This window comes from Flavobacterium sp. GL_143 (genome assembly GCF_057834355.1).
The window spans coordinates 5,165,488-5,189,839 of record NZ_CM174401.1 but is presented as its reverse complement, the minus strand read 5'-3'; the positions used below and the strand labels follow the sequence as shown (position 1 = coordinate 5,189,839).

General features: G+C 29.2%; 27 protein-coding genes. All 27 read left to right on the top strand.

From position 1 onward, the window contains the following. The first annotated feature begins 100 nt into the window (after positions 1-100). The 27 genes from AC3IPI_RS21950 to AC3IPI_RS21820 all read left to right on the top strand — a co-directional run bounded on the left by AC3IPI_RS21950 (position 101) and on the right by AC3IPI_RS21820 (position 24,082). The gene (locus tag AC3IPI_RS21950) at positions 101-625 is read left to right on the top strand and encodes a hypothetical protein (RefSeq protein ID WP_489155751.1); all 525 of its coding nucleotides are present in this window, start codon (positions 101-103) and stop codon (positions 623-625) included. Positions 626-728: 103 nt separating this feature from the next. Further along, entirely contained in the window at positions 729-1,442 is a 714-nt protein-coding gene (locus tag AC3IPI_RS21945; protein WP_086896434.1) for a hypothetical protein, read from the top strand. A 12-nt stretch (positions 1,443-1,454) separates the two neighbouring features. Further along, positions 1,455-1,886, top strand: coding sequence for a GPW/gp25 family protein (locus AC3IPI_RS21940; protein WP_086896435.1), 432 nt, complete (start codon positions 1,455-1,457; stop codon positions 1,884-1,886). A gap of 172 nt (positions 1,887-2,058) precedes the next feature. Continuing rightward, complete coding sequence (gene tssD / locus AC3IPI_RS21935; RefSeq protein ID WP_035627552.1) at positions 2,059-2,445, top strand: type VI secretion system tube protein TssD; 387 nt, start codon at positions 2,059-2,061, stop codon at positions 2,443-2,445. 156 nt (positions 2,446-2,601) lie between these two features. Next, the gene (tssD, locus tag AC3IPI_RS21930; protein ID WP_086896140.1) at positions 2,602-2,994 is read left to right on the top strand and encodes a type VI secretion system tube protein TssD; all 393 of its coding nucleotides are present in this window, start codon (positions 2,602-2,604) and stop codon (positions 2,992-2,994) included. Between the two features lie 124 nt (positions 2,995-3,118). After that, positions 3,119-3,973, top strand: a complete 855-nt coding sequence (locus AC3IPI_RS21925; protein ID WP_489155748.1) for a hypothetical protein — start codon at positions 3,119-3,121, stop codon at positions 3,971-3,973. Positions 3,974-4,044: 71 nt separating this feature from the next. Continuing rightward, entirely contained in the window at positions 4,045-4,719 is a 675-nt protein-coding gene (locus AC3IPI_RS21920) for a hypothetical protein (RefSeq protein ID WP_489155747.1), read from the top strand. A 55-nt stretch (positions 4,720-4,774) separates the two neighbouring features. After that, positions 4,775-5,434 carry a hypothetical protein gene (locus tag AC3IPI_RS21915; RefSeq protein WP_489155745.1) on the top strand — a complete coding sequence of 220 codons (660 nt, stop codon included), beginning with the start codon at positions 4,775-4,777 and terminating at the stop codon, positions 5,432-5,434. After that, positions 5,431-5,784, top strand: a complete 354-nt coding sequence (locus AC3IPI_RS21910; RefSeq protein ID WP_489155743.1) for a hypothetical protein — start codon at positions 5,431-5,433, stop codon at positions 5,782-5,784. The genes AC3IPI_RS21915 and AC3IPI_RS21910 overlap by 4 nt, the downstream gene beginning before the upstream one ends. A gap of 314 nt (positions 5,785-6,098) precedes the next feature. Beyond that, positions 6,099-6,449: a hypothetical protein gene (locus tag AC3IPI_RS21905; protein ID WP_489155741.1), complete on the top strand. Its 351-nt coding sequence runs from the start codon at positions 6,099-6,101 to the stop codon at positions 6,447-6,449. Positions 6,450-6,671: 222 nt separating this feature from the next. Beyond that, positions 6,672-6,956: a hypothetical protein gene (locus AC3IPI_RS21900; protein WP_489155739.1), complete on the top strand. Its 285-nt coding sequence runs from the start codon at positions 6,672-6,674 to the stop codon at positions 6,954-6,956. A 150-nt stretch (positions 6,957-7,106) separates the two neighbouring features. Then, entirely contained in the window at positions 7,107-8,942 is a 1,836-nt protein-coding gene (locus tag AC3IPI_RS21895; protein ID WP_489155737.1) for a type VI secretion system Vgr family protein, read from the top strand. A 1-nt stretch (position 8,943) separates the two neighbouring features. Beyond that, a complete protein-coding gene (locus tag AC3IPI_RS21890; RefSeq protein WP_489155735.1) occupies positions 8,944-9,570 on the top strand; it encodes a DUF805 domain-containing protein in 627 nt (208 codons plus the stop codon). A 159-nt stretch (positions 9,571-9,729) separates the two neighbouring features. Next, positions 9,730-10,980: a hypothetical protein gene (locus AC3IPI_RS21885; protein ID WP_489155733.1), complete on the top strand. Its 1,251-nt coding sequence runs from the start codon at positions 9,730-9,732 to the stop codon at positions 10,978-10,980. Beyond that, on the top strand, positions 10,977-12,074 hold the full coding sequence (locus tag AC3IPI_RS21880; RefSeq protein WP_489155731.1) for a DUF2931 family protein: 1,098 nt from the start codon (positions 10,977-10,979) through the stop codon (positions 12,072-12,074). The genes AC3IPI_RS21885 and AC3IPI_RS21880 overlap by 4 nt, the downstream gene beginning before the upstream one ends. 2 nt (positions 12,075-12,076) lie before the next feature. Continuing rightward, positions 12,077-14,107, top strand: a complete 2,031-nt coding sequence (locus AC3IPI_RS21875) for a T6SS phospholipase effector Tle1-like catalytic domain-containing protein (protein ID WP_489155729.1) — start codon at positions 12,077-12,079, stop codon at positions 14,105-14,107. A 305-nt stretch (positions 14,108-14,412) separates the two neighbouring features. Beyond that, entirely contained in the window at positions 14,413-15,501 is a 1,089-nt protein-coding gene (locus AC3IPI_RS21870) for a hypothetical protein (RefSeq protein ID WP_489155727.1), read from the top strand. A 6-nt stretch (positions 15,502-15,507) separates the two neighbouring features. After that, positions 15,508-16,290 (top strand): hypothetical protein, encoded by a 783-nt coding sequence (locus AC3IPI_RS21865; protein WP_489155725.1) that lies wholly within the window; start codon positions 15,508-15,510, stop codon positions 16,288-16,290. Further along, positions 16,278-17,144: a DUF4280 domain-containing protein gene (locus AC3IPI_RS21860; protein WP_489155723.1), complete on the top strand. Its 867-nt coding sequence runs from the start codon at positions 16,278-16,280 to the stop codon at positions 17,142-17,144. The genes AC3IPI_RS21865 and AC3IPI_RS21860 overlap by 13 nt, the downstream gene beginning before the upstream one ends. A 171-nt stretch (positions 17,145-17,315) precedes the next feature. Further along, positions 17,316-18,110 (top strand): hypothetical protein, encoded by a 795-nt coding sequence (locus AC3IPI_RS21855; protein ID WP_489155721.1) that lies wholly within the window; start codon positions 17,316-17,318, stop codon positions 18,108-18,110. Between the two features lie 2 nt (positions 18,111-18,112). Next, positions 18,113-18,550, top strand: coding sequence for a hypothetical protein (locus AC3IPI_RS21850; protein ID WP_489155719.1), 438 nt, complete (start codon positions 18,113-18,115; stop codon positions 18,548-18,550). 222 nt (positions 18,551-18,772) lie between these two features. Next, the gene (locus tag AC3IPI_RS21845) at positions 18,773-19,942 is read left to right on the top strand and encodes a zinc metalloprotease (RefSeq protein ID WP_489155717.1); all 1,170 of its coding nucleotides are present in this window, start codon (positions 18,773-18,775) and stop codon (positions 19,940-19,942) included. Further along, on the top strand, positions 19,932-20,651 hold the full coding sequence (locus tag AC3IPI_RS21840; RefSeq protein ID WP_489155715.1) for a hypothetical protein: 720 nt from the start codon (positions 19,932-19,934) through the stop codon (positions 20,649-20,651). The genes AC3IPI_RS21845 and AC3IPI_RS21840 overlap by 11 nt, the downstream gene beginning before the upstream one ends. Beyond that, positions 20,648-21,316 carry a hypothetical protein gene (locus AC3IPI_RS21835; protein ID WP_489155713.1) on the top strand — a complete coding sequence of 223 codons (669 nt, stop codon included), beginning with the start codon at positions 20,648-20,650 and terminating at the stop codon, positions 21,314-21,316. The genes AC3IPI_RS21840 and AC3IPI_RS21835 overlap by 4 nt, the downstream gene beginning before the upstream one ends. Positions 21,317-21,574: 258 nt before the next feature. Continuing rightward, entirely contained in the window at positions 21,575-22,159 is a 585-nt protein-coding gene (locus AC3IPI_RS21830) for a hypothetical protein (protein ID WP_489155711.1), read from the top strand. Between the two features lie 260 nt (positions 22,160-22,419). Beyond that, positions 22,420-23,388, top strand: a complete 969-nt coding sequence (locus AC3IPI_RS21825; RefSeq protein WP_489155709.1) for a glycoside hydrolase family 19 protein — start codon at positions 22,420-22,422, stop codon at positions 23,386-23,388. Continuing rightward, positions 23,363-24,082, top strand: a complete 720-nt coding sequence (locus tag AC3IPI_RS21820) for a hypothetical protein (RefSeq protein ID WP_489155707.1) — start codon at positions 23,363-23,365, stop codon at positions 24,080-24,082. The genes AC3IPI_RS21825 and AC3IPI_RS21820 overlap by 26 nt, the downstream gene beginning before the upstream one ends. The last annotated feature ends 270 nt before the right edge of the window (positions 24,083-24,352 follow it).

Genomic DNA, 24,352 nt, shown 5'->3' with positions numbered 1-24,352 from the left:
AGCTGTATAGAAAATTATAAAAAGGAAACACATTCTTTGTGTTTCCTTTTTTAAACAAAACATTGATCTTTTGAATGGTCAAACCAAATAATTCAAATTCATGAATGCACTTAAAATTTTATTTTTAATCGTATTGTTTTCAATTTCATATTCGATTAAAGCCCAAAAAGTTAATCCGATAGATACTTTAAATTGCTCTATTTCGCAAAATGAATTATTGCTTTCAGGGAAACTTTTTGCAAGTGCACCAGCAATTTTATTACGTGTTTTTAATGAGGATTATGAATATGCCGTATTTCAATTAGGAAAAAGAAAAAGTAAGATTTTTTTATATTTTAAAATTTTTACAGATAATGTTTGTGTAAAGCAGCAACAACCTCTGGTACTTTATTTTAAAAGTGGAGAAAAGTATGTCTTGAAAAATTCTTTTGCAGTTAATTGTGATGGGACTGCTGCATTAGAACTTACAAGAAGAGATAGGAAAAAGCTAATGGCTAATAATATTAACACTATAAAGTTTTTTACACTCAAAAGAGATTATGAATTTAGCCCAAGTGCTGTAGATAATGAAAATATAAAAGAATACTTAAGTTGTTTGAAGTTGTATAGAGTTAAGAAAAAATAAGGGGAATTTATCTTTGGTCTCGAAGAGTAAATTATAAATATTTTGACCAATCTATGTCATTTTAGAAATAAAGTTAAAAAACAATTTATTAAAAAAATATAATATGCCAATTCCAGAATTAAATCTTTCACTAGGACTCACAGATAATGATGGTTCTGTTTTTTATGCAGGAAGTGGCGAAGGTAAAGTTATCGTTCGAACAGATTCTGCCTTGAAGAAGCATACTATTAGTATAACAATCTCTGAGCAGCAAGTAGGATCGGTGAATTTAAAAACGCATTTTAAAGGTGCTGAAATTCCTGCTGAAATTGAGATTCCAACCTATCAGATGATAGTTACAGATGATAAAACTGAAGAAAAAGAAATATATAAAGTTACACGAGATACTTATTTCTTTAAAGAACAAACAACAAAGAAAGGGCTATGGAGTTTCTTGGGATTAAAATTTTTGGCGACAAAAAACTTTCTTTTCGAGAATATACCTTTTGAACCTTTAAAAGAAGAAATTGAAACATTTGATATTTCTAAATATAGAAAATTGAATCATGATGTGCTTACCTATACTTTTCAGAACGAGGATAAAAATATACAAATTTTTGCAGGAGACATAAATACGTTTAAGGCCGAAAAAGGAACGAGTTATTTTATTATTGTTGATGAAAAAAAAGGACAACGCTTTATAGGGGACATTTTATATCGCGAGAAGTTTTTGAAGCTTACACCAAAAGTAAAACTTCATGTTATTAAGAGAAAACAGGTTTCGAAAGGAATGGAAACAAATAAGCAGGGACAAGCAGATAAGCTAATTTACATTTAAAAAGTAAAAGATATGAAAGGAGCTTTTTATAAACTGCCAATAGATTTTAATGCAATAATTCAGAAAAAAGAGTTAGAAAAGACATCGATTGAACATTCTATTGCTCAACAAGTAATATTGTTAGCAACAACAACTTTTGGAGAGTGTAAATTTGATGAAACCTTTGGGTCTAAAATTTGGGAAATAGACTTTGATTTATTAATGAATGAAAACACTTTAAAAGAGATAATTTCAAAGACCATGAGACAGTCTTTACTTTTTCATGAGGTTAGGATTAATGTAAATGAACTTAAAGTAGAATTGTCTGAGACAAAATATTTTGTAGATGATGTGAGTAGAGCCAAAAAAAGAGTAGATATTATTATCGAAGCAACGATAAAAAGTACCAATAGGAATTTTGATTTTAGAGGATACTTTTTTGTAGGGCCATTATCTTATAAATAAAAGTTATTTGCCTGAGTACTAAATATAAGGGTTTAGCTGTGTTTTTGAATACTGAAATCTTAAAATATTGATAATGTAAAAGAAATTTTATTAAAAAATATATTATAATAAGATTTTTTTTATATATATTTACAGGATAAATAAATAAATTAATAATTAAAAAATTTTTATTATGTCGTTTTTAACATCGTTGTCAGTAGCCGGAAAGGACTACAAAGTATTAAATGTAAGTTATGATTTAGCTCAAGAAACAGATGCTTCTGGGCGTCCATCTACAGTAACACGTGGTGGTAGAATCATGATCGAAGTAGAATCAACTGGTAGCACAGAATTGTTCGAATGGATGACCAATAATTTCGAAAGAAAAGATGGGTCAGTAAAATTCATCAAACGTGATTCGAATGCTACATTAAAAGAGTTGAAGTTTACAGAAGCTTACATGGTTAAGTACAAGGAGAACTTTGATCATAACAGTGCTACTCCGTTAACGGAAACTTTTATGATCTCAGCTCGTAGAATTTCGATGGGCGGAGGAGAATTTGATAATGCTTGGGTTTAATCCTTTGGACTTTATCAAACTTAATTAAGCTTGAATCTATTAAAGGAAGTCCATTAACTGGACTTCCTTTTTTTGTTTAATCTTTAAGATTTTGGCTTAATTCTTTCAGACTTGTTAAACTAGATTTTATATACACATAATTAAAAAATAATAAACATGAGTTTTTTAGCAAAATTAGAATTAGATAATGAAGTTTTTAATGTTTTAGAATTTGATGTAACCTTTGACCAAGGGACAGATAATAACGGAAAACCTGCAAATAAAACCAAAGGTGGACAAATTAGGCTGGTTGTTGAGAGCACACATACCGATTTATTTTCGGATTGGATGGTTTCGCACACTAGTATAAAAGATGGTAAAGTTATTTTTTACCGTAGAGACGCCATGAGTACCATGAAAAATGTAACTTTTAAGAAAGCGTATTGTATCTCTTTCCATGAAAGTTTTCGTAGCGAGGGTGCTAACCCTATGACTACAAAAATTCTTATTACATCCAATGAAATAAAAATTGGTAATACTGTATTTGAGAATAATTGGAAAAATTCTTAAAAATATACTTGTTTACTATGGCAGTTTAAAAAGTGCTAATAGAAAAAAATAGCTATCATACTTATTGGCAGATTGCCGTTTTAGATATGTATATCTGAATAAAAACAAGTATAAAATTTAGGTTATGAAAATAAACAAGGTACAATGGTTTGAGAAATTAGCTTTCTTATTGCTTCTTTTGGCATCTATTGGATGTAAAAAAGAACCAAAGCAATGGAAAGAAAAATGTATCATATATAAAGATAGTTTATATAAAATTCCTTTGGATACAATCCTTTTATTCGAAAAAGATAGCAATTACGTAAAAAAGGATGGCTATTATAGGGTGTTTTCCGGCTATAATACGGGTAATTATTCTGAGGGTAAAATTAAAAATCACAAAAAGGCTGGTTCATGGAAATTATACTTTGACGAGGCTTTGCGAAGCAAAGAAAATTATAATGATAAGGGAGAATTGGATGGTTATGTAATAGATTATGATCAGTCTAATGGTGATTTTGTTTCGGTTTACCATTTTGTAAATGGAGAGCAAGAAGGAGTCCAAAAGGAATATCATTCAAGTAACATTTTAGCCAGGGTTTACACATTACATAAGAGTTATAATTATAGAGATGAATATGTGTGTTACGACGAAAAAGGAAAAATTATTTATAAGGAGAATTTTGGAAAAGAAGGTACGGGCTATTATAAAGAATTTAAAAATGATACGATAATTAAAGAAGGAACAATACTAAAAGATAAGTATGTGGGAATGTATATTAATCGTGAATATTTATATGATGGCTCAGTAGCAATAGAACAAACTTTTTATAATAAAAATGGAGGTATGTATAAGGCAAAAAAATCTGGGAATTTAGAGTTTTATAAGTCGAAAGGAGATTCTATCGTTTATTATTATTTAAATAATAAAACCAGAATAACTACTTTTTTAAAAGGGAAAATTATTAAAAATGAGATATATAATGATACTCTTTTGTAATAAACTCTTAAAGAGTTAAGATTTGTTAATTGAATAAATAATATGATTTTATAGTAAAATAATATAGAATTATGGCAATAGAAAAAATAGCTAGTGCTGCTGAGAGGTTAGGTAATAATCCTGATATTATGAATAGTTATAGAGATTTTTATAATCTAAAAGAATATATTTTAACAAAAAATAAGGATTTGGGAGGATATCTTAAGCCATCTAAATTTCCTGCTGCCACATATTTTATTGAAGAATGGAAGAAGTATAGCCAAGCTCAGATGAAGTATTTACTTTATTTGGCAGATTTGAATGATAAAGAGATTAATCTAAAAAATTATTCAAAGTTTAAGAATGCTTATGAAAAGTGGCCTAATGGATATTACGTAATTTATTATGGTAAAAATGCGAAATGGGCCTGTAATTTATTTGTAGGTGAGGCATTACATATGGCTGGATATGAGCTGAGAAATGGAAACAAATACTATTCGGCAAAAGACATTTGGGAAGCTAAAGGGATTCTTAAAATAGTTGATAAAAAAGATGTAGAGAGAGGAGATATTGCGGTATTTGGAGGTAGTCATGTAGAGATTGTCACGAAAGTTAACAGAGGGCAAACATTCTTTGATGATGATTTTTGTTCTAGAGGTGCAGGTCGCGGGTCTTCGGATTTTGGCACAGAAAAATGTGAAGGTTTTGCTGGAAATACTAGAGAAATTGATAATGAAAACATTCGATTTTTAACTATTAGAAAATAAAACTTGATAATACTTTATTAGAAAATAATTAGAAAAACTCTTAGAAAGATAAGTTATGGGATATCGAACTCCTTTTATATTAATGCCTGACGAAGAATGTATCGATTACGAAACAGATGTAAGAGCAGGGGAACTATCTGTAAAAGATGCGTATGATTTATATCTTATAGCAAAAGGAAAAGAACCAAAGAATTATACTTTAGTGTGTTACATGAAGGTGCAGTTTTTTTTTCAGGACTCAAAGACACTTATTTGGACAAGTCAAGAAAAAAAGGATTTTGTAAGTAAATGGGAAAAGAGTATTCAATCGGTTTGGTCGCACAAAATTTTAAAGTATCTAAAAAATGGAAAAAAAATAGTTTTAGATTTTAAATTCGGAACTCAAATAGAATGGTTTGGCATATCAGAACATTGGGAAGGATATGTTATAAAAACAGATGAATATTTTGCAAGAAGTTCTGTGACTACAGACAAAAAGATAACAAGTTTAGATGATAAAGATTTAGCATTTGCGGAAAAGGATATTTATTCCCAAAGAGGAGCTGTACACGAGTTTGGCCATATGTTAGGGATAGATGACGAATACAATAAAGGTAATATTTGGATAAAAGATAAAAATTCAGTTATGCATAGTGGAGAAGTTATAAAAGCAAGACATCTAACATTTTTTGCAATATGGTTGAATAAAAAATTAACTAAATATAAAATTCAATGATAAAAAAAGTAGGCCTAGGTTTAATTATCTTATTATTGCTTTCGTGCGAAAATAAAGAGCGCCAAGTTGATGTCATTTGGCAAAATGTTATTAAAAGTAAAAATTCTTTAGAAGAAAAAGATGCTTTAGAAGAATTATGGAAGATTTTTCCTGATGAAAGAGTCGCATTTGCAGTTTCTTATAGAAATGAGAATGGAAAAATAGAAAAATTAGAAAATAAGCAAAGTAAAGATGTTGTTAAAGAAATACAAGTGAAAATTTGGATTATTGATGATAATATTAAGATAGTTAAAGAAAATAAAAAGCCTATAAATCCAGAAAATTATTATTTGTTATTTAAGAATAAATGATATTAATTACTCTAAAACAAGAACTATATAGACAATATTGAGTTATTTAGAATTAAACAACATAAATTTTAAGAAATGAGATATATTATAATTTCCGATTTGGGAGGATTGCTTTGGTAGTTGTTAATTAGATTTTGTCGAACAAATCTAAAAGATGAGCAAGATGGGGATAAATGGGCTAGAAATGTTTTTTTTACATTCGTACTATTAGTTGTAATAATGTTTATTGTAATAATGTTTTTTTTAAGATAAGCTATGAGATATCGTATACTTTTTATTTGGTTAAATAAAACGCTGGTTAAACATAGAATACAATGAAAAAATCGAGTCTAATAATACTAAGTGCGTTTTTATTATTCTCTTGTGGGTATTATAAAAATAAAGTTCTCTCTGATCATTTGGAAAGTGTTAAAAATAGTTCTTCTAGTGAAAAAGAAGCGGAAGAAATTGCTTTGCTACATGAGTTTATTGTAGAAAATGCAATCTCCTTTGAATCTGTTGTTCATACATCTTCTAAAAAAAGTATTTATTATCCTGATTTTTTTCAGGTTAAAGATATTGAAAGTATAGATATTGATTTTTATGTTTCGGAGAATGATACTGTACATTTCAAAAAATGGAAGCCAAAGGATATTGAAAATTTCTTTTATTTATATAATGAGTAAAAAAATGGCTATAGTTTCATAGTATCATAAGAACAAGAAAATACGTAGATAATGATATTTTTTTATAACAAGTCGTTCATAAATATAATAAGCTTAATTTAAACAGAATACAAATTTCGACTTATCATTATGAGAAAAATATATTTAGTATTAATCTTTTGCTTGATTGCATTGGTATGTTGTAAAGAGAAACATGAAGATTATATCGTCGATAAAAAGAGTATGGTCACAAAGGAATATGTTTCAAAAATCTCTTATGAAGAGGCGTTAAGTTACTACGGAGAACCATCTGAGACAACTGTTTTTGAGAATGCTAAACAAAATGAAATTTTCCCAGGTATAAGAGCAGGAATAGGAAAATATTATAAAGGTGGAGTCAAAATAAGTATAAAAGAAGCTATATGGAATAAAAACGATTCTATACAAATTGCGGTATGGTACACTAAAAAACAAAATCAATGGATGCCTTTTGATAGCTTAGAATACAATAGGTATACTGATTTTTAGAGAATAATAAGGTAAATTTTAATTCAACCTAGTTTTTAATAGAATATTAAAATTTAATAAATAAACATCCAAAATATTTGAAAAGCATTTTGATTTCCGATTAATTTTTGATTTTAATTCATAACTAGAATAAACTAAAAAAAAGAAATAATGGCATTACAAACAATCACAATAATAAAAATAGGCGAAACAATAATTAAGAATTTTAGCCATTTGCAGATAAATCAGGAAATTCATGACCATCATACTTTTTCGGTAGAAGTACGTCATGATATATTGGTAAACCAATTACAAAGCGTAATGCCTATTTCTCAAAAATTGATAGGAGAAAAAATAAGCATTGAGATAAAAGCAATACCAGATTTAGACGATCTTATGGTTGTAACAAATCCTAAGGACTATATCATGCAGTTTTATGGAATTGTTACCGAGATTAGTATGCAAAAATCCCGTGTTAGGGATATGGAAGAAACTATAATGATACAAGGAAAAAGTGTCTCTATAGGTATGGATTGTGGTCCCGAATCGAATTCATTTACAAAGATGACGATTGAGGATATTGTTAATAAGGTAAAATCAGATTATGAAATCGATATGGATGTAAGCCCATATCATAAAGATAATTTGGCTTATACAGTGCAGTATAACGAAAGTGATTTTGATTTTCTAAATCGTTTGGCAATGCGTTACGGGCAATGGTTTTATTACAACGGCCGTACAATGGTTTTTGGAAGTCCGGGAAGCCCTGGAGGAGAACCAAAACTTGTTTATGGAGTTAATATGCAAAACTTTAGTTATGACATAAAGTTAGCTCCTACCTTGTTTAAAACCATAGAAAATGACAATCGTAAAGGAGATCATTTCCCTGATAGTACAGCTAAATTTGGAAATGAAGTAGATGGGTTTCATCAAAATTTTATAAATAAATCCAATCAGGTTTTTAATAAAGAGACCGTGATACAACTTAACCAAAATGGAGTAGGTGGAGATGGTAAAAATGCTTCTGAAGAGTATGCTAAAAACAAGATGCGTTCTGCTTTGGGTGGGATGATGAAGATAGAAGCTTCTAGTGAGGTTCCAGGAATTACATTAGGGAATACGGTAAGAATAAGTGGTGTCGATGTACAACTTGAGAGTTCTTATAGAGTGACTCAAATAACACATACTTGTGATGACGGAGGAGGGTATGAAAATTATTTTACTGCAATAAATTTTAGTGGAGCTGTATTCTCACCAAGAACTGATCCGGATTTAATCCCACGTTGTGAGAGTCAGTCGGCAATAATCATATCTAATGACGATCCCGATGGACTTGGTGGTGTAAAAATACAAATGCCGTGGCAAGAAGCCAAAGGAGAAACAACTCCTTTTATCCCTATGATTCAACCACACGGAGGTAGTGATAAAGGCTTTTATTTTATTCCCGAAGTAGGCGAAAAAGTCTTTGTAGATTTTCAGGCTAGTAACGCCGAAATGCCTGTGGTGGTAGGAACAATGTCTAACAGAAGTGCCAAAAGCGGTTATAGTACTCCAAATAACGATATGAAAGTGATGCATAGTCGCTCTGGGACAAAAATGGCCTTTAATGATGCAGAGGGAAGTATTTTAATCGAAGACCCAAGCGGAAATACTTATGTTATGGATGGAAAAGGGAACATTAATGTAACTGCACCAAAGAACATGACTTTTAATGTAGGAGAAGATTTTACTATTAATGTAGGTAAAAATATGACAACCCAAGTAGGCGAAGATAAAACTACAGACATAGGTAAAAATAAATCGACAACTGTAACAGAAAAAATAAGTTTACAAGCTCAAGAGTATATTCAAGACATTGATAAAAATAAAACTATTACAATTGGTGGGGATTTAAAAGAAACTACATCAACAACAACCCATAATGCAACAGGTGGGGACATATTAATTAAGAGTGCTGGAGTTTCTAAATTATTAGGAGCTACTGATGCAAAAGTAAATATAGGGTAGAATGTTTAGAGGAAATATAAAAAAGCTTTTAGACACTTATATGAAAATTTGGCAATCTATTTTTGATTATAACCACTTATTATCTCGAAGTCACTTTTGGTTATTTATTACTGTCAATTTTATGAGCTCCTTTGTTATTCTAGAAATATGCAAATTTGTAGAAAACAATGATTTGACAGGATTATTTTATTGGTTGTTTATATTATCAACAATTAATGCAGGAATACAAAGAATGAATGATATAAAGAAACCGAGATACTATTTATTTGTACCATTTTACAATATTTTTTTATTGTTACAAAAGGGAGTCGTCAATGAGGAAGAACCTAAAACTCATGTAAATGGGTTTAATCTTATAAAATTACTTTTATATTCAATCCTCATTTGGGTGTTAAATGTAATTTTGGTTGTTGCTTTATATGATTCACATTCAATGAATGATATTGTATTAGTACCAATGTTTTCAGGTTTTTGGACGCTATTATTTTTAATAATTTTTGTGATACAAGTTGATCACTTTAAAAAAGAGATTTCAAATAAAAACTTATTTACTTACTTTCTTCAATTTATTCTTTCTAGTTCAATTATTACATTATTAATTATTAAGCAAAGTTGGAATAGAAATTAAAAAAATATTATTTGTATAGAATTGACTTAATCTTTAATTATTTGAGAAATATTAGAATATGAAAATATTAAAAAATCTGCAACATCAATATTCTGTTTACTAATTATAGTAGTATTGTTAACAACATTAACAAAAGCATATTAAAAAAGGTTTAAAATTTTGGAAAAGAAGAGGAGTAACAATACAAATATAAAATCATTAATAACGGCACTTATTGTATCGTTTATTATTGTTAATTATGTTTATTCAAGAAGAGGAGGATTTATAAGTTTTGGAGCTGCTATTATAGGAGGAGTTATGGCAATTGTGTTTTTTCTATTGTGTTTTATAATAGCAAAAATAATAGCTTATTTTATAGTAAGAGAAATAATTTATCCCAAAATAATATTTCGGATTTTGTTACCTTTTTTTTCAATTTTGTTTGTTTCGTTTATTGTATATGGATATATTTATTTTGAACCATTTGGAGTTTTAAAAGATTTCATCAGAATATTAAAAAACTATGCGACAGAGATTTTACCTTTTATAGCAATTTCTACTATTATTATAGGTTTGATTTTTTCTACTTTCAATGAAGAAAATGAAATTAGAAATATGGCTCTCTTTCGTAAGAATCTAATATTTTTAGTAGGTATTGGAGTCTTAAATATCCTTAGTATATATATGTTTTATTGCATTAATAAAATTAATCAACCAGAGCTAGGTGTAAAATATTCATATTATAAGAATCTAAATGAAACTATTACCTCTGAGAACTATGAAATAGAATTATTATTTTCAGACTTAGAATATCAATTTGGTAGTAAGCCTAATGTTAGTAAGCCTTATTTTCTTGTAGATAAAAATGAATTGGTAATATACTCTTCATTTGATGACATGACAAATGCCAAAAGACCAGTTAGATTCTTAGTATGCTATAAAATAAATAAAGATGGAGTTATTATAGATAAAATTAAGGACAGTGAATTAACTACTTATTATGGGGGGTATTTATTTCAAGACGGATATTTGAGAAACTCTGATTCGACTAAAGTGGTTACATGGGTTTTTGATGGTCAAAAAGATTCACTTGAGTATAGAGATTTAAAAATAAAAAAAGATTGGAAAATTGAAACACTTTTAGAAGATAAAAAAAGTTTAGAAATGATCCATTTTTTTAAAAACAATAAGTTTCATTGTAATGACATTCAAAGTGTCCAATATAATGGGACTAAATACTATAATCTTTTAAAAGAAAAAGATATTTTAAAAATTAAAATTGACAGTGTTTATTCTCATATTGATAGAATAGAGAATTGTGAAGAAAAAAAACTAGTTTACTATGATTGTAAAAGCATGAACTTTAGTTTGTTGTGTTACAATGAGCAAAAGTATTATATAATAAGAGCTAGAAAAAATGAACCAAAATGATAAAACTAATAAAAATGCTAATTTTTGGCATGTTAATAAGCTTAACCATAGCCTGTCAAAACAAACCACAAAATACAATGTTGCAAAATCATACAAAATTACCAGAATTTGAATGGGTCGAAAATCTAAACTGTCCAACAGGTTACCCTATAGCAGTATACAGAGGAGGACTGGAAGGAAATGGATTTGTGAGTTTAAGCGATAGATTCTCGGCAGGTAAGAGAGGTTGGGGCTCAAGCGGTAATGGTACCAGTTACGGAGTAAAACCCTTGCCAAGTCGTATTAATTGTATCTGGGTTTCGTATGCCGAGAATTGTACTTATTCTATAGATAGCGATATAGATTACGAAAAAATGGTGCAACTTTTTAAGGAAGGATATCAAGATAGTAGTTTCTTTTTTAATGGAGGCGGAGAGTATAAAAAAACGACCTTTAATACTGTTCTTGTTGGTTTTGCACCAGGAGGTGTAGTGGTAATTTGGGCTATGGGAGCAGGAAGAACTGTAGAGGTAGGGCGTTATAAAGGCGAAAAATATACTGTTCCGCAAGCAGAGATAGATAAATTAGATAATCATGAGCGATTATTGTTTGATGCTACCGATCGTAAAAATATTATGGACAATACCAAAGTTATCCCTCTAGAGGTACGTGAAGCCAATGCTGGCAAACCCATTCCTTATGGCTTATGGGATAATTATAGAGCAAGATATACCTGGCGACCTACTTATGTAATACGTGAAGAGGGTGGGAAAGTGCATGAAGTAAGAATAGAATGTTTTAATGGAGAAGCTGAAAATTTATTCGATGGAGAACTGGCTGAAAATAAATATAAAAAACGAGCTATTCCTATAGGCTTTGGCTTTGGCTGGAGAGATAAAAAGGGGCAAAGATATGGAGGTTCTGTTGATTTTGATGAGCAGGAAATATTCATAGCCTTTCAGGAAATATACAAAGAGGATAAAGAGGGACAAGCGGAGTTGCAATTTAGTATAAACTACGCCAACGATTATGTTACGGTATTGCTTAAACAAGGAGAGAAAGAAATACGATTGTCAAAAACTAAAGTAACCACTTATAAATCAAGTTTAGAATAATTATGGGAAAAGCATTTGTTTATAATACAGGATTGGCTGACGATGATAAAAAAGAAGATGAATTGCGTCTTACTTTCGGAATTTTTATTGATGGTACGCTTAACAATAAAAAAAACACACAATTGCGTCGTTTTTCTCGTAAGGAGACAGCAAATAGCACGATAACCGAAGAGAAAAAAAAGGATGATATAAAGAGGGAACAGGAAGATTATGAAAAAATAACAGATGGAGAACCTGTTACTATTCCTAGTGGTTTTGAAAACCTGGAGGAGTACAAAAAGTATCTGGTAGGTGTTAATCGTACTTTTTTGGACAGGCAGGGAACGGATAATAGTTACAGCAACGACGATACCAATGTGGCTCGTATGTGGAGTTGTTGCGATGAGGATTACGCCATTTATGTAGAAGGAATGGGAACAAGCGATAATAAACAAGACAGCCAGGATGGTTTTGCTTTTGGCTCTGGAACTACTGGTGTACGCGCCCGAGTACGACTCGCTTGCGAGAGAGTAGTAGAACATGTTCAGAAAAGAAAAAGTATTAGGGCAGATTCTGATAAAAAAGTAACCCAAATTACGTTTGATGTATTTGGTTTTAGTCGTGGTGCAACATCGGCACGTAATTTTGTACACGAGGTAAATACCAAAAAAGCTTATCCTGTGAAACCTATAGAAATTCCCGATGGTTATGACAGTTATACTGTTCGTGGGGAACCAAGAATGATAAAAAGACCACCAAGAAAAGCACAGGGAGACTATGATGGCCTCGAGATAGACCCAAAAGGATTAATAGATGGAAAACTACCTAAATTTGGACATTTGGGATATAGCTTGCTTAAAAGTAAAGTTGTAACTCCAAAAGAGTTTGAGGGCATTAGTATTGTTGTACGTTTTGTTGGGGTTTATGATACGGTTTCTTCTTATTACGAAAGAGGAGCGCTTGGAGCTTATAATTCTTTTGGAGAATTGGAGGACGATAATAATTTTTTAAAATTGACAACTTTTTCAGATGAAGATTTCCAAAATGATGAAAAAGAATTGGGACTTCACGAGCTGGGAGACGTGACCAAATTTGAGAAAATGGTTCATTTTACTGCTCAGGATGAACATCGAAAAAACTTTGTTCTTACCCGAATCAATCAAATCCCCGATAAAGCAATTGAAAAAAATCTGCCAGGGGTACATTGCGATATAGGTGGCGCTTATGAAAATGAGGATTATGAGATTATTAAGGAAATAGGTACTTCACTTAAAGACAGTAAGTATACTAGTAAGGTGTTTAAATGGAAAAAACCGGTTCCTTTTCCGTATTCATTGCTGCCTGAGCCTGAAGATTTGGTGGGTTTGGATGCATTAAAACAAGATTTAGTAGATCAATATTGGTATGTAGATGATGAGTTAAAAATAAGAGGCGATTGGGCAGGTTATAGTAAATTAACAGGTAAGAGAAAAGTCAAAAAAGAGTATAGTTATATAGCCCTACATTTTATGGAGGAGTATTGTAATCAAACTACTATGTGTAAGTATATTACATTACCCGTTGCGCCAAAATACCCGCTTGGTAGTTTTTTTCTTGAGGAAGTAAAAGAGCACTTGCATATGTATGTTTTCGGGAATGCTCCCGAATGGAAGTTTAAAAGCGATGGACAGCTAGCAAAAGATGCTTACGAACTTAAAGAGAAAGAAGAAGAAGAGAAAAGAGAAAATATCAGAAAAGCTTTAATAAAGCAAATTGATGATGATATTAAAAGTGGTAAATTCTTAAAGGAAGAAATGACGATGAAGACAGATAATCTTGATCCAAGTATTTATAGGCCTAAAATTTTGGAAAAAGAAATTAAAGAACAAGAACTAAAACTAGATACAGAAGTTAAACCTACCATGCTTGAGGAGGTTGTAATTTACGGCTATAGTAGGCAAAAAGCACTTAGAACATTGCGTCACGAGTATTTGCATTGGTCTTCTAATAGAAAGTGGTTTGGTATGGAACCACCTAATGATAATAGACAAAGAGAGTTTTTTCCTAGAAAATAATTTGTTATGATATTGCTAATACATTTTTTACCAGAGCATTATTTACAATCTGTTTTAAACAAAATACAGCCTTATAGGTTTGCAACAAGAACAATCGATTCTTCTAATAATAAGCGTATTATCGAGAAAAAAGTTATTAGCGAAGTAGAAGCTTACTTATTTAGGAAAAAGAAAAAAGTTGTTTGTTTCAAGTATAGCTGAAAAACTCATTAGTTAAAGAAGACGGAGTGAAAAATTATTAAATTGTATGGCTTGAAATAGTATAAGCCATGAGAAATTTAAAATAAATGAATAATAAAAGTAAAATGTATTTCGTAATTATATTATTCGGTTTATTTATCGCCTATAAATATTTGGGTTTAGATGTTTTAATAATAAATATTTTACCAAAAGGAAAATTACCCACTGAATTTGTAAGTTATCAAGATTTATCGAAAATAAAAAGTTTTAATAATCATACTGTAGAGCTTCTTAGTAAAAATGAAAAATATGGTAGAACTTTTGAAATATTTGAAGTTCCTGAAAATAAAATTGTCGTTCAAGTGGTTACAGGAAGTAAATATATCAATCATGGAGCGGGTTATGATGAGACTATTTTTACTAACGTTTTATTTAAATTAGATCAAATTGGGAATATTATTGATACAATACATTATAAAACGTCATCTTCAAATCAATCAGACTTAGGAAATATGATTTTCATTAATAATCAATTGGTAAATAAAGACTTATTATATTATTACAAAAGTTCACCATTTGAGAGAGATACTACTAAAATGAAGTTTATTCCAATAAACAAAAGTTTAGAATGGGATAATGAAAAAATAATTACTTATTTACAGAGTGTAGTGAATGATAGTAAATATATGGAATACTGTTCTTACTGGAGAGACCATTCTATACCTGCTGATAAAAGGAGTAGTATAATATTTTTATTGAAAGATCAGTGGCATATTTTATATGGAATGACTTATGATTTTTATAAAGATTCTATAAAGGATGTATTTAATATTAATAATGGAAATAGTAGTGATGCCGTGTCTTTTTATAAATTTCCAAACAACAATATAGAATTCAGATATTTCCAAAAAGTAAAATATAGCTCGACTCCGATAGGCAGTCATAATGGAAGTTCCTCGTATAACTATTATTCATGGCGCGGAATAGTTTTTTTTGATTTCATAACGGGAAAAGATACATTAAAATTTAAAAAAGAAGACGTTTCTATACCTGATTATGATACTAGTAGTAAGACAAAATATGATACAATTAGAGATAAACAAACAATTTTAAGAGAATTAGCTGAGCCATATGATTTTTACACAAATTCAAATATTAAATTTAGCTTAATCGTCGATCAAAATGATTTATACATCATTAAGGATAAAAAATAATTTGCTATGATATCATTAATACATTTTTTACCAGAGCATTATTTAGAATCTGTTTTAAATAAAATACAGCCTTATAGGTTTGCAACAAGAACAATCGATTGTTCTAATAAGCGTATTATCGAGAAAAAAATTATTCGCGAAGTAGAATTTACTTATTTAGGAAAAAGAAAAGATTTGTTTGTTTTTCATGTACTTACAACTAAAGTTATTATAGATTCTAGTAAAGCCATGCGCAATGAAAAATTATTAAAAGATGACATTTTTGCATTTGGTATTTTAGTAATAGGTGTAAACGAAAAAGGAGAAATTGTAAAAGTTTATAATCTCAAAGAAATGGAAAACAGATGGAATAAAAGAACGCGAGAATTAAGAGAGGATAATTTTGGATACGAATTTGATGCTTTTGCTAATGATATTTTAAATGTTTTGAGAGATGAAGAGAAAACACTTTTTTTCTTGAATTCTCAGAATATGTTTGGCTTGTATTTTTACAGATGGTTTGGAAAGAATGATATAAACGAAGTGCCCACAATAAGAACAGCAACTATTCTGGAATTTGATGACGTTACTGTTACCGAAGAAATTCGGGTAGATAATAGAAGTGATAAGTTTGTAATTACTGCACAAAAAAGTAATGACGAATATAAAAGAATCATTTCGAGTAACGATATAATAAAAAAATACGAAGGCGAATTGATTTATAATAAAGACAATCAATTGTTAGATGGATTTTTAGAAATAGAAAATGAAAACATTAACATAAAACATAGTGTAGTATGGGTTGGTTAGATAATATTTTTGGCGGTTTGAGTATGCCGGATTATGATAAGATGCAAAAAGAACGTCTTGAAAAAGAGCAAAAGGAAGAAGATGAAATCTTTGACATGAGCAAAAACATAGACGAGATAAAAGAACGGACACAAAATGATGCAATTGCAAATCAGGTATCGAAAAAAGCTGAACGCGAGGAAGAAGTAGAAGAGGAAAAGAAAAAAGAGGAAAAAGCAGCAGACGATTTACAAATTGTTATCGATACAGCAAAACTGAAATGTGATTTGTGTACTAACCCTGTAGGAGATTTAAAAGTAAATTTCCGTACTCCTACTATACAAGGAAAGAAAACTGCTACTGTAAAAGAGAAGGACATGAAGAGTCTTATTTTTAAAGGTAATTGCAAGAAAAGCCCACAGAGTGCCAGTCCTTGTGCCTCGGTAATGCAATTGGGAGATTGGAAAGATGTTGGAACGATAAAAGTACAGGAACAATTTCCTTTGCTGCTAAAAAGTACTGTAAAATGTAATTATGGTGGTACCGATATAAAAATTACCGATAGTGCACAGCGTAATGAGCCATCGGATATTGAAGCAGTACCAAAAGAAGCAAAAAAAGAAAAGAAAATTTTGGATGTAAAGTGGATGTGTGCAGAAATGGAAGAAGAAATTAAAACAGCTGGTACTGGAGATAAGGTAAGCCTTTTGGTAAAAACTAAAAATTATAAGGAAGGAGAAGCTTTAACAATAATTATAGATGATGAAAATGGTCATGATATAAAAGAGGGTGAAAAAGAAATGACTTTTACAGGAATAGTGATGGCGGATGGTTATGCTAAGGTGAAGAAAAAAATTGAATTAGAAGATATATAATATAAATGTTAAAGTAGGCAGGGTATAAAAAAATATTCAATTCTATGGGATAAGGGAGGAGGTAAAGATGATGTCTGAGCTGAATGAAAAGTTTATTAAAATTAGTGGCATAATGATATAGTATATATTGAGGAGAAAAGAAATTTGTGAAAAGAATATGAAAATTGGATTATGGCAGGCACAGGTACAGTTTTAAGAGTAAAGAGCATAAACGGGGATACAAAGTTTCAGAAAACAAAATTAATTGTAGCTAATCTAAAGCTGATTATTACAACTGAAATAACTGGATATACTTGTCAATTTATTTATGGAAATCAAAATGATTTAGATTATGAATCTTTTGTCGTTCCAACATATAAATTAGATATTGAGAAGAATGGAAAAATCATTGCAAACTACAATGTAACGAGAGATTCGTGGTACTCAAGAGGAGTAATTAAAGATAATTGGGGACCATATGATGATATAGAATTATCTAATAGATGTTTTGAACCATTAGAAAAAATAAATTCGTATTCGACAGTTCCTACTGCATATCCGCCAGGTGCTGGTGTAGATGCTCTCGCTTTAAGAGAAAAAAAATCTGAAAAATTAAAAGCAGTACCTCATACCAAAAGAATGCAAACTTATGTAAATGGAGACTCCATTGATGATGCTAGGAAAGACTTAGCTATAACAACTGGTGTAATGATTCATATTGGTGGCTGGTATAATAACGGTAGTAAAAATAAGCTAGGAGGATCTTATGGTTGTTTCGGGATTGTTCCTAAAGCACAGATAAGTAAAACAAAAGCAGATGCAGAAAAAATTAGAACAAGTAAAGGATATAATAATTATGAGCCTTCAAATAAGGCATATAAAATAGCACTTGATTTTATTATAAATGAATCAGAAGGTAAATCTATATATGTTGTAATTAAAAAGAGAGAAAATGTAGAACAATTAAAAACTTTAAAAGATCAATAAATATGAAGTTTTCGATACTTTTTTGTTTAATTATTTTGACACTTGGTTGTACAAGTAAACATGATTTGAAAAACGTAAATAAAATTGATGAAAAATTAACTGTTTTTAAAGATGACGGAGGTAGTTATTCAGAAAATAAAATTATTTTAATTGAAAGTAAAAAATGTGTTATTGAAGAAAAAGTAATCTATGATAATGATGGTAAATGTTTGTATTTATATACTGGAGGATCAGAGGGATTAATTCCACATTCAAAAAATTATATTAAAGGTTTTCTACCCCTTGAAGAGGAACAATTAAATTATAATATTAAGATTGATAAAAAGAATAATTGGATTTTGGATAATAATGATACAATACGAGTTTTTAAAGTTTTAAAAGATGTAATCATAGTTAATAGTGATTCAACCAATAGATTTCGTGTGTTTAAATATAAGTAGAGGGCTAAAATAAAATTTAAGTAAAAAATAAAAAGGGAAGCATGCTCGTTTTTATTCAATTGAAGATAATTAATGGCAATATATATAAAGATTATTTAGGATAGAACGCCGATAATGAAGAATGTTATTATTTAGATGAGGATAGATATGGAGGACTATTTATGAGATCCAAATGGAAAAGAAAAGTAATGACAATTTTTGAGATAATATGAAAAAAAAATTATGACGGAAATTATTGGAAGAGTTTTAAGAATAAAGAGCATAAATGGAGATACAAGGTTTGCTAATGTGACACTAGAGATAGAAGAGAAATTACTGATATTATCATTTGAAGCAAATAGTAAAGATGTAAAAAACGGAATTTTTGGCTTCGATAAATTTAAGACAAGTTTTAAGAATATATGTATAAGTGATTTTACTAAACTAGAAGAAGAATATAAACCATTGACTGTGTATGGGCAAAAGTATTATCCCGTATGGGTAAGTATGAGAAAAGGGCAAACTATAACTTTAGAACTTGATATTCTAGATAAAAAAAGCTATAAATCTTATAAAGAAATAAAGTTTGAGAATAATCCCGATTTTACTTTTGAACCAGCCAATTTAAAAGATGCCAAAGAAGTTAAAATAACCTGTAATAACAATAATCCTGAATCCTTACAATTAAAAATTGATGGTGATGGAGAAACTGTAGGTGCAATAAACTTTTTTTATCCAGAACCTAAAACCCTAGCTTTAGACTGGCGATTTGTAGAACTTATGGAAAAAAATGAAGATCAAACTAAATTAAAAAAAATTGTAAGCATTGAAAAATTAAAAGAACTTATCAAAAAATCTTTTAATCCGTCATTAATTGATATAAAAATAGAAAATAATAAGCCCAATATTGCGGATTTATCTCTTTTAAAAGATGAAATGGATAAAAAAACTAAGGTTATAATATTTAATGAAGTTGAAAGACATTATTATATAAATGATATTAGAAAACAGACTTTTGTGGCCTATGTACAAAAATATAATAAAGCTTCAGAAAAAGCGCTTACGATTTATTTTATTAACATGCGTTGTATAAAACCTTCTGAAGTAGCCAAATCACAAAATGGAGAAGGATTTAGTCTAATAGGTGGTTTTTCTCCTACAGGTACAGGTGTTGCTTATGGTGTACTAGATTCAGGTGATATTATTAAAGAAGAAAATATTATTCACGAGTTATTACATGCTGTTGGTTTGCAGCATACATTTGAAACAGAATCGAAACATCAGTTTAAGTTTTCTAAAACCAATGATTATATGGATTATAATAACTCTAAAGAAGTTACCTATTGCTGGCAATGGCAGATTATTCAAAATTGGGTAAATTCTAACAATCAATTTTTATACCATGAAAAATAAATCATTAAAGTATCAGTTTTTAATTTTTTTCTTCCTTGTATCATGTTTAGGAATTTACGCTCAAGAAAAAAAATGTTATATAGATTCTATTTTTACATTATCAAAAGAGGAAATGTTTTTTGATATCGATGCACATAGAATTGAATTAGAAAAAGGTGATTTAATTGTAATGGATAATGATACTTTTAGTAATTCTTTTTATAATGTAGGTAATATTGGTAAAGTTTCGAATAGAAAATGGTATAAGCAATTAGGGATAGATAAATATATTGGTTATTCGTTAGAAGGTAAAATCGAATATGCTTATTTTGGTGTCTCTATAGGAGAAGCAAAGCTATTTAAAGAGTATAATTTCGATGAAGAAGGCAATGTAATAAAAGAAATAGATACTGATAAAGGTTACACTATTTGTTGGCAAGAAGCAATAGAAATATGCAAAAAGCTTGTAGGTAAACGAGAATTAGAAAAATATAATATTAAAAATTTCGCATTACGACGTGCAGATTTAAATGACCGTCCTAATGACACGCCTTTATGGATTGTAAGACCAATTTCTAGAAAGAGCGACGGAAGTGATTATGAAAACAACCTTGAAGATAAATATTATAAACATAACAAAGGTGATTTGTATTATTATATAGACGGTATTACTGGTAAAGCGAAGAAAAAAATCATGAGATGGACTCTATCTACAGATGATCAATTATGATAAAATATTCTATCAATGAAATTTTAAAATGTCTGTTTTTAGTTTTTTCTTTTTCTTTAGTGAATGTGAAGGTTTATTCGCAGGAAAAAAAATGTTATAGAGATTCTATATTTAGCATATCAAAAGAAGAAATGTCTTTTTATTTTGACATTAACGATAAGAAAATAGGAGTAGTTTTGACTGATAATGAAAAACTCAATGACCGATATTCAATATTAAAAGAAGGTGTTTTTAATATAAAATATTATAAACAGTTAGAAGTAGAAAAATGGTTGTTTTATAGAAAGAATGGCAAATTAGAACAGATAAAATTTGTATATGCATATAATACTGATATTAATTTATTCAAAGAATATTTTTTTGATGATGATGGAAATATTAGTAAGATAGTTGATTATGACAAAGGATATAATATTTGTTGGGAAGAAGCTATTGAAATATGTAAAAATAAAATTGGCCAAAAAAAATTAGAAAGATTGAATATAAAGAGTTTTGAGTTGTATCGAGCAGATTTAAATAATAATCCAAATATTAAACCTTTATGGATTGTATGGCCTCTAACTAGGGTAAAAGGAGTTGAGAAACATGATGATAAATACTTAAAAGGAAAGAAAGGTAATTTATCTTATAGTATTGATGGAGTAACTGGTGAATTAATAAAATAGCTATTGAAAGAATCTTAGTAAAGTAAAAAGAACTATAGATAGATTATAATTACTTAAAAGAAGTTAGTTATTACTGACAATGGTAAATCATTTAAGATTGGGTAAATTCTAACAGTCAATTTCGATACTATGAAAAATAAATTTTTAAGATATCCACTTTTAGCTTTTCTCTTTTTTTTATCAAATATAAAAGGGTATTCACAAGAAAAAAAATGTTATGCAGATTCCATTTTTACTATATCTAAAAATGAAATGCTTTTGAATATAGATATAAATGAACTAAAAAAAGGAGAATTAGTTTTGGTTGATAATGAATTATATAGCGTTTCATATTCATTATATAGTGCTTCAAGAGGAGTTCTTAATATAAAAGTTGATAAGCAATTAGGGGTTGTTAAATATCTGGATTATTCATTAAAAGGTAAAATATCTAGGGTTTCTTTCAATAGTTCGTCTGGAGATGCAAAACTATTTAAAGAATACGATTTCGATAAAGAGGGTAATTTAATAAAAGAAATAAATACTGATAAAGGTTACACTATTTGTTGGCAAGAAGCAATAGAAATATGCAAAAAGCTGGTAGGTAAACGAGAATTAGAAAAATATAATATTAAAAATTTCGCATTACGACGTGCAGATTTAAATGACCGTCCTAATGACACGCCTTTATGGATTGTAAGACCAATTTCTAGAAAGAGCGACGGAAGTGATTATGAAAACAACCTTGAAGATAAATATTATAAACATAACAAAGGTGATTTGTATTACTATATAGACGGTATTACTGGTAAAGCGAAGAAAAAAATCATGAAATGGACTCTTTCTACAGATGATCAGTTATAACAAAGTATCGTGTCAATGTAATTTCAAGATGTCTATTTTTGGCTTTATAATAGACATAGAATAGGAAATGGTTATGTTTTTAGAATAAATTATTATCAGTAGTAAATCAAAAAGTAGAGTACTACAATAGTTTTAAAATAGAGGAGAGAAGCTAACTCATAATAAATGAGGTTTTGTATGTGATGCATGTTGTACTATGATATTTGAGTAAGTAAAAGAGAAGTAATAAGTATTTTAGAGATAATATTAAAAAATGCATTATGGCGGATAATACAGAAAGAACTTTAAGGATAAAGAGTATAGATGGAGATACAAGATTTCAGAATGAGACGTTAACAATCGTAGATAAGAAAAAATGTTTTTGTAATAGAGATTTTACCGAAGCAGAGATTACAAATGTTATAACTCAATTGAGAAAAAAAGATGATGTTCATGACGAACAGCAGTTTCACGGAAAAGATCCATTATATATAAATGATAGAGGAGTTTTACTAGTAAAAAGAGGGAAAGATGGATATTATGATCTGCAAGGAAAATTTGTACAAAAGGAAGAATGTAAAAAGTATAAAAAATCAGTAAGTAAATTTGATGATATAGGTATTAAGATTTTTAAATCGACAAGAGCAGAAAAAATACAAGATTCCGATGCAAACATTGCCACTTTTACAAAAGAATTAAATAAAGCATTTACAAAGTATAAAATAAATACTTGTATTAGAAAAATCCACTTTTTGGCTCAATGTTACCATGAATCAGGGCGTTTTGTCAATACTTATGAAGGATTAACTACTGTAAAAAGTAATTATAAAGGAGGTGTTGATTTTCAGGGGAGAGGTGTAAAGCAAATTACACATGATATGAATTATCTGGAATATTATGATAGTGTAAATAGCACAACTCTTTACAAAGATAATTACAAAGGTAGAAATAAGGCTGGCGAGGGGCTTACAGAATACATGAAAAGGGTTACGAAAAATGGATTTCCTGAGGATTTTCTAAAAACGTTAAAAACTTTTGCCAAAAAACTTTCTACAGAGCTTCATTATGCTTGTGATAGTGCAGGGTGGTTTTGGGACAAAGAAGGACTTAATAAACCTGCTGATGAGGATAACGTGACTAAAGTGACAAAAATAATTAATGGAGGGGATACAGGGCTACCAGAAAGAAAAAAATATACGACTGATTTAAAAAATATATTTGATTATGAAAACTGTAATTCTAAAAAGTAGCGCTCTGGTTTTATTTATTTTATTGGTTTCGTGTAATAAAAGAATCATAGAGTCGAAAAAAAATGAATCTACAACTACTAAAGAAAAAGTAAGTGATTCAAATTTAATTATAACAAATTCTTTAGAGCCTGGTTTTGATGAAGATTTGATAAAAACTAAAAAAGTAGCGAAAGGGGATACCATTTTATTTAGAGAATGGGCAAACTCTGTGAATAAACCAGTAATAATTTATGATAATAAAATAAAATATATTTTATCTAAAGATACAGTTTCTAAATTTTATAAAACAGGAGAAGAAATTTTTTCTAAAAATGAAATTACAATTTTAAATACTTTAACTAAACAAGGTTTTAAGATAAATGCGATTGCAGTTTTGGATAATGATGCTAAAGACATATATGATAATAACCAGCCTAGTTCATATTTGAACATAAAAAAAATATCAAAGACAATAGGTACATTTGATTTTAGTAGTGAAAGATATAAAGAATATTTTATGGATTTTAAAATAAAAGATGATGCTATTCATATCATAAAGTTATCAAATCTTGAATATTCATATTCTGAAACGTATAAGTATGAGTTGGACACACTAATTGTTTTACATAATAATAGTTGTATTTATCCTGATTCGTTGCGTTCTTTAGTGTGTAAAGAAAAAAATCGCATTCCTGTTAAAGACGTTAGAAAATGATAATCTAAAATATTTGGAAAATTTTCACCCAGATTATAGAGTAACAAGTGCTGCCAGAAGTCTAGATGAGGATAACAGTAGAGGGCTAATAGGGTCGGGATTTTAGAGGAAAAACATATCAAGTAGGGAGAAGTAAAAAAGGCATTGAGTTTTAGCCCTGATAAAGACACGTTGAGTAAAGAAGTATTAAAAGAGGGAAGATGTCCAAAAGCTATACCAATGAATTGTTATAAAAATGGTACACTTATTAAATCATCACATCAAGGGATT